The organism is Kitasatospora sp. NPDC034035 (genome assembly GCF_055575755.1).
Window position 1 is genome coordinate 136,619 of the sequence record NZ_JBVISA010000021.1, and the last position, 12,769, is coordinate 149,387.

The window sequence follows — 12,769 nt, forward strand, 5'->3', positions numbered from 1 at the left end:
TCGCCCGCTGTCCGGCCCCGCACCACGGGGCCGGACAGCCGGGGTCAGGCGCTCGGGGCCTCCAGGCCCGCCCGGGCCTCGGCCGCGAGTTCGGCGAGCACCTCGCCCCGCTGCCGGTGCAGGAAGAAGTGGTCGCCCGGCAGGATGCGGTGGCGGAAGCGCGCCGCCGTGGTGCAGCGCCAGCCGGTGATCCACTCCGGGCCGGCCATCAGGTCGTCCGAGCCGCCGAGCGCCAGCACCGGGCAGGGCAGCACGGTGGGCCGGATCCGCTCGTTGTACTCGGCCAGCAGCGTGACGTCCGCCCGCAGCACCGGCAGGACCATCCGCATCAGGTCCTCGAACTCCAGGACCTCGGCGGGGGTGCCGCCGAGGTCGACGAGGCGCTCCAGGAGGTCGTCATCGGTGAGGTCGTGCAGCCGGGCCACGTCCGGCGTGCCGGGCGCCCGGCCGCCGGAGACCACCAGGGACAGCGGCAGCGGCCGCCCCTCGGCGGCGAGCCGGCGGGTCGTCTCGTAGCCGATCCGCGAGCCCATGCTGTGGCCGAGGAGGATGAACGGCTCGTCGGCCGGGCGGCTCGCCAGGACGGCGAGCAGGCCGTCGACGACCTCGTCCATGGCGGTCATCGGCGGCTCGGCGAGCCGGGTGCCCCGGCCGGGGATCTCCACCGGAACGATCGTCAGGTCCGGTTGGCCGGTGTCCCGGGCCCAGGGCAGGTAGGCGCTGGCGGAGCCGCCGGCGTGCGGCAGGCAGTAGACGCGTACGGGCCCGGACCCCCCGTCCGGTTCGGCGTCACGGTGCCACGGCGTCCATCGGGTCACCTCGTCGGGCAATACGGCGGGCCATCCGGTCATCAATTATTCGCTTTCGTTCCCGGTCAATGAGAGAAGCCTGTCGACCAGGCTCCCGGGAAGACTTTATGCGCTGATTTTCAGCTGGGTCCAGCCCATCATTCGCCATTTCCCGGATATTCTCGGCCGGGCCGCGGCGGGGCTTTGCCGTGCCCGAAAACGGCCAATTCCTTGAGGAAATCCCACCCTTTCCCGGGCCATCCGACTCTGTTACGGTGCTATCCGTCCGGGCTTCTTGCGGATATTTCCGAAGTATTTCCAACGGCACGCGTGAACATCCACCGGAGAGGGCGGACGCAATGTGCGGAATAACCGGCGTATTCGTCCTGGGCGGCGGTCGCCCGGTCGACGTCGAGGCGGTCGCCGCGATGACGGCCGGTCTGGTGCACCGCGGGCCCGACGACGACGGCCACCACCTCGCGGACGGCATCGGCCTCGGCTTCCGCCGGCTCGCCCTGAACGACCTCGCCCACGGCAACCAGCCGCACCGCACCGAGGACGGCACGCTCGTCTCGGTCTGCAACGGCGAGATCTACAACCACCGCGAGCTGCGCACCGCGCTGGGCCGCCGCGGCCACCGCTTCCGCACCGAGAACGACACCGAGGTGCTGGTCCACCTCTACCGGGAGTACGGCAAGGAGCTGACCGCCCACCTGGACGGCCAGTTCGGCTTCGCCCTGCACGACGCCGCCGAGCGGCGGCTGCTGCTCGCCCGGGACCGCGCCGGGATCGTCCCGCTCTTCTACACCGTCACCGACGGCCTGCTGATCTTCGCCTCCGAGGTCAAGGCGATCCTGCGCCACCCCGCCGTCCGCGCCCGGGTCGACCTGCGCGGCCTCGACCAGGTGCTGACCCTGCCCGGGCTGGTCAGCCCGCGCACCATGTTCGAGGGCATCAGCGCGCTCCGCCCCGGGGAGCGGCTGATCGCCGACCACGCCGGGGTGCGCACCGAGCAGTACTGGGACCTCGACTTCCCGCTCGCCACCGACCTCGCCCCGGTCGGCCCCGCGGACCTCGACCGGGAGCTGGACCGGTACGCCGACAGCACCGTCGCACTGCTCGACACCGCGGTGCGCAGCCGGCTGCTCGCCGACGTGCCGATCGGCATGTACCTCAGCGGCGGCCTCGACTCCAGCCTGATCGGCGCCCTGATGTCCCGGGCCCGGCCCGGCCACGCCTGGCCCAGCTTCTCGGTCACCTTCCCCGGCCGGGACTTCGACGAGGGCCCGCACCAGCGGCTGGTCGCCGGCAAGCTCGGCACCGACCACCACGAGGTGCCGGTCGGCGAGCACCAGGTCGCCGAGCGGATCGCCGCCATGGTGCGGCACGCCGAGGCCCCCGTCCGCGAGTCGTACAACGTCTGCTCGCTCGCGCTGTCCGAGGCCGTGCGCGCCGCCGGGACGGTCGGCGCGCTCAGCGGCGAGGGCGCCGACGAGCTGTTCGGCGGCTACCCCGGCTACCGCTTCGACGCCACCGGCCTCGGCGGCAGCCGGCTCACCGGCCTGGACGCCTCCCTGGAGCGGGAGTTCCGGCACCGGATGTGGGGCGTCGACCTCGCCTACGAACAGGACCAGCTGCCCGCCCAGGAGTTCCGCCGCGAACTGTACGCCGAGGACCTGGCCCACGCGCTGGACGAGTTCTCCGTCACCAGCCAGCGCCTGGTCGACCCCGACCGGCTGGCCGGGCGCCACCCGCTGCACCAGCGCTCCTACCTCGACTACCGGCTGCGGCTCGCCGACCACCTGCTCGGCGACCACGGCGACCGGATGGCCCTGGCCAACGGCGTCGAACTGCGCTTCCCCTTCCTCGCGAACGCCGTGGTCGACCACGCCACCACGGTGCCGCCGGAGCTGATGCTCGCCCACGGCCGGGAGAAGGCCGTCCTGCGCCGGGCCGCCGAGGGGCTCGTTCCCGTCGAGGTGCTCGGCCGGCAGAAGTACGGCTTCCGCGGCCAGACCAGCAGCCACCTGCTCAGTACCGGCGCCGACTGGTTCGAGGAGCTGATCTCCCCCGCGACCGTCCGCCGCCAGGGCTACTTCGACCCGGACACCGTCGCCGCCCTGACCGCGCGCCAGCGCACCGACGGCCACCAGGTGCACGCCCACCTGGACACCGACTACCTGATGCTCGTCGCGACCTTCGCCCTCTTCGTCGAGGAGTTCGACCTGCCGTGCCTGGGATGACCCTCACCGCCGCCGCACCGTCCGCCGCCCCGGGCGCCCGCCCGGACCACCCGCTGATCGGGGTGCTGGGCGGCATGGGGCCGCTGGCCTCCACCGAACTGCTGCGCACCGTCTACCGGGCCTGCCGGCTCCACCCCGAACAGGACACCCCCCGGCTGCTGCTGTGGTCCGACCCCGCCGTGGTGGACCGCACCGAGGCCATCGGCAGCGGCGAACTCGACGTGCTGCGGCGCGCCGTGGAGACCTCGCTGCGCGGCCTGCAGGCGGCCGGCGCGGAGCGCACGGTGATCGCCTGCATCACCGCCCACCACGTGCTCGGCGACCTGCCCGCCGACCTCGCGGCGCGCTGCGTCTCCCTGGTCGACGTGGTGCACGAGGAACTGGCGGCGGCCACCGAACCGCACCTGCTGCTCTGTTCCTCCGGCACCGCCCGGGCCGGCCTGCTCACCTCCGGCCCGGCCGGCGCCCGCGCCGCCGAACGGCTGGTCGCGCTGCGCCCGGCGGACCAGGACGCGCTGCACGAGCAGATCCACCGCCTCAAGCGCGGCGAGGACCCCGCCCGCACCATCGACTTCCTGCGCGAGACCCTGCCCCGCTACGGCGTGCGGGCCTTCGTCGCCGCCTGCACCGAACTGCACCTGGTCACCAGGGCGATCGAGGACGCCGGCCTGGGCGGGGAACTGCCCTCCCTCGACCCGCTGACGGTCGTGGCCCGCCGGATCATGAACGGAGAGTTGTGAGCCACACGAGCATCCTCGACCGCTGGGCCGACCAGGTCGAGCGCCGAGCCGCCGAACCCGCCCTCGCCACCGCCGGCCGGGACTGGAGCCACAGCGACCTGGCCGAGCTGGCCACCGGTCTGCGGGCCCGGCTCGCCGAGGGCACCGGCCCCGTCCTGGTGGCCTGCGCCGACCCCGTCCCGGTGGTCGCCGCGGTCCTCGCCTGCGCCGCCACCGGCCGCGCGTTCGCCCCGGTCGACACCCGCCAGCCCGCCGCGCGCTGGACCGCCCTGCTGGCGGACCTGCGGCCGGGCACCGTGCTCGCCGACGCCGCCGGCCGCGCCGGCCTGGCCGCCGCCGGAGCGGACGAACCGCCCCTGCTGGAGGCCGAGTCCGTCACCGGCCTGCCGTGGACGGCCGACCACTGGCGCGGCCTCGGCGGCCCCGACGCCGGGTACGTGTACTTCACCTCGGGCACCACCGGCCGCCCCAAGGGCATCCGGGGCAGCTTCGAGGCCGTCGCCCACTTCCTGGACTGGGAGATCGCCGAGTTCGGTGTCGCGCCCGGCACCCGGGTCTCCATGCTCACCTCCCCCGGCTTCGACGCCTTCCTGCGCGACGCCCTCGTCCCGCTCTGCGCCGGCGGCACCGCCGTCGTCCCGGCGCCCGGCCCGATCCCGGTCGGCGCGGCCCTCGGCCACTGGCTGACCGAGCAGCGGATCGACCTGCTGCACTGCGTCCCCACCGTGTTCCGCACCCTGCGCGCCGCCGGGCTCGACACCGGCTCGCTGCCCCGGCTGCGCGCCGCCCTGCTGGCCGGCGAGCCGGTCCGCCCCGCCGACATCGCCTGGTGGCGCGGCCTGTTCGGGGCCGACAAGGAGCTGGTCAACCTCTACGGCCCGTCCGAGACCACCATGACCAAGGTCTTCCGCCGGCTCACCGCCGAGGACGCCGAGGCCGAGACCGTCCCGGCCGGCCGCCCGATGCCCGGCGTCGAGGTCAGCGTGCTGGTCGCCGGACGCCCCGTCACGGAGGCGATCGGCGAGATCGAGATCCGCACCCCGTTCCCGCTGCGCGGCTACCTGGGCGACACTCCCGGCGGCTTCGCCGGGCCGGACCGCTACCGCACCGGCGACCTCGGCCGGCTGCGCGCCGACGGCGCCCTGGAGGTCCTCGGCCGCCGCGACCAGCAGGTCAAGGTGCACGGCGCCCGGGTCGAACTCGGCGAGATCGAGGACGGGCTGCGCCGCCACGCCGGCGTCGCCGACGTCTGCGCCGCGCTGGTCGAGGAGACCGACGGCGAGCCCGTGCTGTGCGCCTACCTGGTCGCCCCGGACGTCACCGACGAGGAACTGCGCGGCTACGCCGCCGAGACCCTGCCCGCCGCCGCCCGGCCCGCCCTCTACCTGCGGCTCGCCGCCATCCCGCGCACCCTCAGCGGCAAGGCCGACCGGCGGGCGCTGCCCAGCCCCGCCGCCGCCCGGGCCGGCCACACCGGCGAACAGCCGCTGGAGGGCCTGGAGGCCGGGATCGCCGAGCTCTGGCGCGAACTGCTGCACGTGCCCGCCGTCGGCCGGCACGACGACTTCGCCCTGCTCGGCGGGGACTCGCTGGGCATCGCCCGGCTGCTGGACGGGCTGCGCACCCGCTTCGGCGTCGAGGTGCCGCTGCGGGTGTACGTCGGCGCCCCGACCGTCGCCGGGCTGGCCGCGGCCGTCGCCGCCGGCCGCGCCGGGGCCGCCGCGGACGGTGAGCCCCGATGAGCCGAGACACCTCCCTGCCGCTGCGCGCCGACCGCGGCCGCGCCCCGCTCTCCTACGCCCAGCGCTCCATCTGGCGGGCCGAGCAGGTCCTGCCCGGCACCGCCCTGCACAACGAGAGCGCCGCCTTCCACGTCAGCGGCCCGGTGGACCCGGCCGCCCTGGAGCGGGCGCTCGCCGAGACCGCCCGGCGGCACGAGATGATGCGCTGCTCCGTCGTGGCCGACGCCGCCGGCGAGCCCTGGCAGCTGTTCGCCGAGCAGGTCCGGCCCACCGTCGAGACCGTCGACCTGGCCGACGCGCCCGAGCCCGACCGCGCGCAGCGGCTCGCCGAGCTGGTCGCCCGCGCCGTGGCCGTGCCCTTCGACCTCGACCGGCCCCCGCTCATGCGGACCCACCTGTTCCGGCTGGGCGAGGACCGCTCGCTGCTGCTGTTCACCGCCCATCACATCGTGGTCGACGCCTGGGGCTTCGGCGTCTTCCTGGAGTCCCTCGCCGCCCGCTACGCCGCCGCGCCCGGCACCGCCGAGGCCCCGGCCGGCGGCCCCGACTTCGGCGACTACGCCGCCTGGCAGCGCGCCGGGGCGGGCGACGGCGGCGGGCTCGACCACTGGACGTCCCGGCTCGCCGGGGAACTGCCCACCGCCGACCTGCCCGCCGACCCCGGCCGGGGTGGCGACCCGGTCGCCGGGGCGCTGCACCACTTCACCGTCCCCGCCGAACTGGCGGCCCGGCTCAGCGCCTTCGGCCGGGCCGAACTCGCCAGCCTGTCCACGGTGCTGCTCACCGCCTTCTGCGCCACCGCCGCCCGCTGGACCGGCCAGCACGACCTGGTGGTCGGCATGCCGGTGGCGACCCGCAACCGGACCGCCCTGGCCGGCGTGGTCGGCCCGCTGCTCAACATCGTGGCCCACCGCGGCGACCTCGGCGGCGAGCCCGGCTTCCGGCAGGCCCTGGCCCGCACCCGCCGGCAGCTGAAGGCCGACCTCCGGCACCGGGACACCCCGTTCGACCTGGTGGTGGAGCGCCTCGGCCGCGCCGCCGGCGGGCGGACCCCGCTGTTCCAGCTGATGTACTCCTTCCACAGCGGCCCCACCACCACCCTGGAGCTGCCCGGCGTCCGGACCACCCCCGCGCCCTCGCACAGCGGCACCGCCAAGTACGACCTGACCTTCTTCCTCCGGCCACGCCCCTCGGGCGCGCTGGACGCCACCCTGGAGTACCGCACCGCGCTGCTCGCCCCCGAGACGGCCGCCGACTTCGCGGACTCGCTGCTGTGCCTGCTGGAAGCCGCCGTGGACGACCCGGACCGGCCGCTGACCGAGCTGCCGGTGCTCTCCGAGCACCGCCGCCACCAGGTCCTGACCGACTTCAACCGGGCGCCCGACGGCGCACGCGGCTGGGCCACTGTCCCCGAGGCGCTGGCCGGGCTCGCCCGGCGGGACGGCGCCGCACCGGCCGTCGAGTCCCCCGGCACCGCCTACACCCGGGCCGGCGCCGACGCGGCCGCCGACCGGGTCGCCCACCGGCTGACCACCCGGCACGGCGTGCTGCCCGGCGACCGGGTGGCCCTGCGGGTGGACCGTGCCGCCGCACTGGTGCCGCTGATCGTCGGCATCTGGCGGGCCGGCGCCGTCCTCGTCCCCCTCGACGAGGCCATGCCCGCCGCGCGTGCCGAGCACGTGCTCACCAACAGCGGCGCCCGGCTGCTGGTCGGCGACGGCCTCCCGGGCCTGCCCGCCGCCGACCCGGCCGCGCTGCTGGCCGAGGGTGCGGAGCCGACCACCGCCCCGACGCCCGGCCCCGCGCCCGAGGACCTCGCGTACCTGATGTACACCTCGGGCTCCACCGGGCTGCCCAAGGGCGTCGCGGTGCCGCACGGCTGCGTGGCCAACCTGCTGCACAGCGTGGTCTCCGCCGAGCCGGGCCTCGGCCCCGAGGACACCCTGCTCGCCGTCACCTCGATCACCTTCGACATCTCGGTCCTGGAGCTGTTCGCCCCGCTGCTGGCCGGTGGCCGGGTCGTGGTCGCCCCGCGCGCGAGCGTCCGGGACGCCGAGGCGCTCGGCGCCCTGTTGGAGAGCAGCGGCGCCACCGCGATGCAGGCCACCCCCTCGCTCTGGCGCGGACTGCTGGACGGCGGCTGGCCGGGCCGGCCCGAACTGCGGGCGCTGTGCGGCGGCGAGGCCCTGGACGGCGACCTCGCCGAACGGCTGCTGACCCGCTGCGCGGAGCTGTGGAACCTGTACGGGCCCACTGAGACCACCATCTGGTCCACCGTCGGACGGGTGCGCTCCGGCGAGCCCGTCACGGTCGGCCGCCCGGTCGCCGACACGGTCTGCTACGTCCTCGACCGGCGGCTGCGGCCGGTGCCGCGCGGCGCCGTCGGCGAACTGGTGATCGGCGGGGCCGGCGTGAGCGCCGGGTACCGCAACCGCCCCGAGCTCACCGCCGCCGCCTTCGTGCCCGACCCGGTCGACCCGGCCGGCGGCACCGTCTACCGCACCGGCGACCTGGCCCGGCACCTCCCGGACGGCCGGATCCTGGTACTCGGCCGGGCCGACCAGCAGGTCAAGATCCTCGGTCACCGGATCGAGGTCGGCGAGGTGGAAGCCCTGCTGGGCGCCCACCCCGCGGTCCGGCAGGCGGCCGTGGTGGTGGACCGGCAGCAGCCGGCCGGCCCCCGGCTGGTCGCCTTCGTCACCGCCCGCGCCGAGGACGACGCCCTGCCCGAGGACGACGCGCTGCCCGGGGACGACGCCCTGCCCGAGTCGCTGCGCCGTCACCTGCGCGAGCGGCTGCCCGCGGCCGCCGTGCCCGGCACGATCGCCGTGCTGCCCGCACTGCCGCTGAACACCAGCGGCAAGGTCGACCGGCCCGAACTGCTGCGCCGGGTCGGCGAGTTCGCCGCCGCGCGGCGGACCGAGCCGGTCAGCGAGGCCGAGCGGGCCGCCGTCGCGCTCTGGGCCGAGGTGCTGGGCCTGCCCGCCGAACGGGTCGGCACCACCGACGACTTCTTCGCCGCGGGCGGCAACTCCATCGCCGCCACCCGGCTGCTCGGCCGGGTCCGGGCCCGGTTCGGCGGCGCGCCCTCGCTCGCCGAGTTCTACACCGACCCCACGCCGGCCGCGCTGGCCCGCACCCGGCCGGCCACGCCCGGCCCGGCCGCCCGCACCGCCGGGTCCGCGCCCGACACCGTCCCGATGACCGACCAGCAGCGCCAGCTGTGGCTGCTGCACCGGCTCGACCCGGACTCGCCCGCCTACCACCTGCCGGCCGCGCTGGAGCTGACCGGCCCGGTGGACCGGGACGCCCTGCAGGGCGCCTTCGCCGACCTGGTGGCGCGCCACCCGGTGCTGGCCGCCCGCTGCGAACTGCGGGAGGAGGGCCCGGTCCTGCTGCTCGCGCCGACCGCCGTACCGGCCCTCGCGGTGCTGGACGCGACGCCCGGGGAGGTGCCCGCGCTCGCCCGCGCCGAGGCGGTCCGGCCCTTCGACCTGGCCGCCGGGCCGCTGCTGCGGCTCACCCTGGTCCGCATCGGCCCCGAGCGCTCGGTGCTGCTGTGCACCGCGCACCACCTCGCCGTGGACGGCTGGTCCATCGGGGTGGCCGTGCGCGAGCTGGCCGCGCTCTACGCCGCGCGCCTCGGCCTGGCCGAGCCGCCGGCCGCGCTGGAGCCGGGCTTCGCCGACCACGCGGCCGGCCTCGCCGCCGCGCAGGCCGTGACGGACCGTCAGGCGCAGCTGGACTACTGGCTGGAGCGGCTCGACGGGCACCCCGGGGTGCTGGACCTGCCCACCGACGTACCCGCCCTGACCCGGCCGGTCGGCTCCGGCGAGACCCTGCCGGTCGCGCTGGCACCGGAGCTGACGGCCGCACTGCGCGAGGGCGCGGCGCGCCTGCGCACCACGCCGTTCACCGTGCTGCTCTCGGTGTACGCGGCCCTGCTGGGCCGCTACGCGGGCAGCGACGACGTGGTCGTCGGCGTCCCGGTGGCCAACCGGGACCGGCCCGAACTGGAGCCGCTGGTCGGCTCCCTGGTGAACACCCTGCCGGTGCGGGTGGACCTGTCCGGCGTACCGTCCTTCGCCGAACTGGTAGCCCGCACCGGGCGGGCGCTGGCGGCCGACCTGGGCCGTCCGCTGGTCGCCTTCGACCGGCTGGTGGCCGGCCTCGGCCTGCCCCGCGAACCGGGCCGGCCCACCCTGGCGCAGGCCTCGCTGGTGTTCCAGGACGCGCCGCCGGCCGGACTCCGGCTGGGCGAGGCCACCGGCGTGCTGCGGCAACTGCCCACCGGCACCGCCAAGTACGACCTCACGCTGGCCCTGGACGAGCACCCCGACCGGATCGACGGCGGCCTGGAGTACGCCGCGGACCGCTTCGGCCCGGACTTCGCCGCCCGGTTCGCCCGGCACCTCGACGCCCTACTGCGAGCCGCGCTGGCCGCGCCCGACGCCCCGCTGGACGCGGTCGAGCTCGCCGACCCGGCCCTGCCCTCCCCCGTACCGGCCCGCCCGGCCGGCCGGGTGCGCGCCGGGCACGCCCGGTCGGTGACCGAGCTGTTCCGGGCCCGGGCGGCCGCCCACCCGGACGCGCCCGCGATCCGCGCCTACGGCCTGACGGTGGACTACCGGCAGCTGGACGCCTGGAGCGACGCCGTCGCGACCCGGCTGCTGGCGCACGGCGCCGGACCCGGCCGGTTCGTCTCGGTGCTGCTGCCCGCCGGCCCGGTGCAGACCGCCGCGATCCTCGGCGTCGCCAAGACCGGCGCCGCCTTCGCGGTGCTCGACCCGGCCGACCCGGACGCCCGGCTGACGACCCTGCTGGCCGACGCCGAACCGGTCTGCCTGCTGGCCGCCGAGGCGGCCCTGGCCCGCCACCCCGGGCTGCGCGCGGAGGACGGGGGCTTCGCCGGCGTCCCGGTCGAGACCCTCGACCCGTGCCCGCCGGACGCCGCGACCCCCGCCGGCCCCGCCCCGGCCGCCTCCCCCGCGGACCCCGGCGACCCGCTCTGCCTGGTCTACACCTCCGGTTCCACCGGCACCCCCAAGGGCATCGCCCTGCCGCACGCGGCGCTCGCCCAGTTCGCCGACTGGCAGCGCGAGCGCTTCGGCATCCGCCCGGACAGCCGGATCGCCCAGTGGGCGCCGTTCACGTACGACGCCGCGTACACCGAGGTGTTCGCCGCGCTCTGCTCGGGGGCGGTGCTCTGCCTGCCGCCGGACGGGCTGCGCCGCGACCCGCTGGCGGTGGCCGAGTGGCTGCGGGCCGAGCGGATCACCCAGATCCAGACCGTCCCGGCCTTCTTCCAGCTGGTCACCGAGGCACTGGACGCCACCGGCACGCAGCTGCCCGACCTGGAGCACGTGCTGATGGCCGGCGAGGTGCTCCCGGTGGCCCTGGCCGCCGCCTGGGCGCACCGCCCCGACCGGCCCCGGCTGCACAACCTGTACGGGCCCACCGAGTGCGTGCTGGCGACCCACCGGGAGCTGGCCCCGGGCGAGGAGTTCCCCAACGGGGTGCCGATCGGCCTGCCCATCCCGGGCCGCGAGGCCGTCGTCCTGGACCACCGCGGCCGGCTCTGCCCGGTCGGGGTGGTCGGCGAGATCCACCTGCGCAGCGACCTGCTGGCCGGCTCCTACCACCGCCGGCCCGAGGAGAGCGAGCGGGCCTACGTCGCCGACCCCTGGGAGGACGGCGGCCGGCTGTACCGCACCGGGGACCTCGGCCGCCGACTGCCGGACGGCGAACTGGCGTTCACCGGCCGGATCGGCAGCCAGCTGAAGATCCGCGGCAACCGGATCGAGCTGGAGGAGATCGAGGCCCTGCTGGAGCTGCACCCCGGGGTGCGCGAGGCCGCCGCCGCCGCGCACGGCGAGGGCTCGGCCCGACGGCTGGTGGGCTACGCGGTCGCCGCCCCCGGGGTCACCGGCGCCGACCTGCGGGCGCACCTGGCCGAACGGCTGCCCGCCGCGGTGGTGCCGGACACCGTGATGCTGCTGGCCGCGCTGCCCAGGACCCGCACCAACAAGCGGGACCGGGCCCGGCTGCCGCTCCCCGAGGCCGCCGCGCGGCCCGCCGACGCCACCCCGCTGGCCGGCGTCGAACAGCTCGTCGCCGACGCCTGGCAACAGCTGCTGGGCGGCGGCCCGGTGGGCCGGCACACCAACTTCTTCGAAGCCGGCGGCGACTCGCTGCTGGCCGCCCGGCTCCAGCTGGAGCTGGCCCGCCGGCTGGACCGGCCGGTCCGGCTGGTCGACGTCTTCGGCCGGCCGACCATCGCCGAGTTCGCGGCCGGCCTCACCGACGGCACCGGCACCGCGGACGGCCGGACCCCGGCCGCCACCGCCGAACCGCGCGGCGAGCGTCGGCAGAACGCCGTCCGCGCCCGGGCCAGGGCCCGCCGCGAGGCCCGGGACCGGGCCGAGGGGGCGGACGCCGCCGACCGGTACACACCGACAGGGAGGGACTGAATCCATGGACGTCCAGAGCGTGATGACGGAACTGCACGGCGCCCTCGGCACCGAGGGGCTGGAGCGGGTCGAGGAGTGCCTGCGCATCCTCACCGGGGAGCAGGTCCCCGAGTACCTGCACGAGGACCAGGAGCCGACCCGGCTGTTCTTCCCCGGGATCAGCGCCCTGCCCTGGCACGACACCGCCGAACTGCCCTGGGTGGCACGGGTGGAGGAGTCGTACCAGGCGATCAAGGCGGAGTTCCTGGCGCTGCGCGAGGAGCAGGCCCGCTTCGCCCCGTACGAGGACCTGTACACCAAGGAGCTCGGCTGGCAGGGCTGGGACACCTACCAGCTGTACCGCAACGGGCAGTGGCGCGACGAGGTCCGGGAGCGCTGCCCCGAGACCCACGCGGCCGTGTCCGCGACCCCGCACGGGCCGCGCGACGGCATGTTCACCATCCTCAACCCCGGCGTGCACATCACCCCGCACACCGGCGGCGTGAACCTGCTGCTCACCGCGCACCTGCCGCTGATCGTCCCGCCCGGCTGCGCCATCAAGGTCGCCGACGACGAGCGCGGCTGGGAGGAGGGCAAGGTGATCCTCTTCGACGACAGCTTCATCCACGAGGCGTGGAACAAGGGCACCCAGCAGCGTGCCGTCCTGCTCTGGGACGTCTGGCACCCCGAGCTGACGCCCGTCGAGGTCCGGGCCCTGGAGATCCTCATGCCCCGCTTCCAGCGCTACCTGATGGCGGTCTGAGCCCCGGTCGTACCCGGTCGTCCCCGGTCCTGCCCGCCCCGCCG

6 protein-coding genes are annotated in these 12,769 nt (G+C 76.3%); 5 read left to right on the forward strand and 1 reads right to left on the reverse strand.

Translation table 11 applies throughout. The features are described 5' to 3' along the window. Positions 1-44: 44 nt before the first annotated feature. A complete protein-coding gene (locus ACZ52J_RS27665) occupies positions 45-851 on the reverse strand; it encodes a thioesterase II family protein (RefSeq protein ID WP_465622553.1) in 807 nt (268 codons plus the stop codon). Positions 852-1,147: 296 nt separating this feature from the next. Between ACZ52J_RS27665 and asnB the strand changes: the two genes are divergently transcribed. Genes asnB through ACZ52J_RS27690 form a run of 5 tightly spaced genes read left to right on the forward strand, consistent with a single transcriptional unit; the run spans position 1,148 to position 12,725 of the window. Further along, a complete protein-coding gene (asnB, locus tag ACZ52J_RS27670) occupies positions 1,148-3,031 on the forward strand; it encodes an asparagine synthase (glutamine-hydrolyzing) (RefSeq protein WP_465622554.1) in 1,884 nt (627 codons plus the stop codon). Further along, positions 3,028-3,771: an aspartate/glutamate racemase family protein gene (locus ACZ52J_RS27675; RefSeq protein WP_465622593.1), complete on the forward strand. Its 744-nt coding sequence runs from the start codon at positions 3,028-3,030 to the stop codon at positions 3,769-3,771. Before asnB ends, ACZ52J_RS27675 begins: the two co-directional genes overlap by 4 nt. After that, positions 3,768-5,513 (forward strand): non-ribosomal peptide synthetase, encoded by a 1,746-nt coding sequence (locus ACZ52J_RS27680; protein ID WP_465622556.1) that lies wholly within the window; start codon positions 3,768-3,770, stop codon positions 5,511-5,513. The genes ACZ52J_RS27675 and ACZ52J_RS27680 overlap by 4 nt, the downstream gene beginning before the upstream one ends. Continuing rightward, positions 5,510-11,983, forward strand: coding sequence for an amino acid adenylation domain-containing protein (locus ACZ52J_RS27685; RefSeq protein ID WP_465622558.1), 6,474 nt, complete (start codon positions 5,510-5,512; stop codon positions 11,981-11,983). The genes ACZ52J_RS27680 and ACZ52J_RS27685 overlap by 4 nt, the downstream gene beginning before the upstream one ends. A gap of 4 nt (positions 11,984-11,987) precedes the next feature. Then, positions 11,988-12,725, forward strand: coding sequence for an aspartyl/asparaginyl beta-hydroxylase domain-containing protein (locus ACZ52J_RS27690; RefSeq protein ID WP_465622559.1), 738 nt, complete (start codon positions 11,988-11,990; stop codon positions 12,723-12,725). The last annotated feature ends 44 nt before the right edge of the window (positions 12,726-12,769 follow it).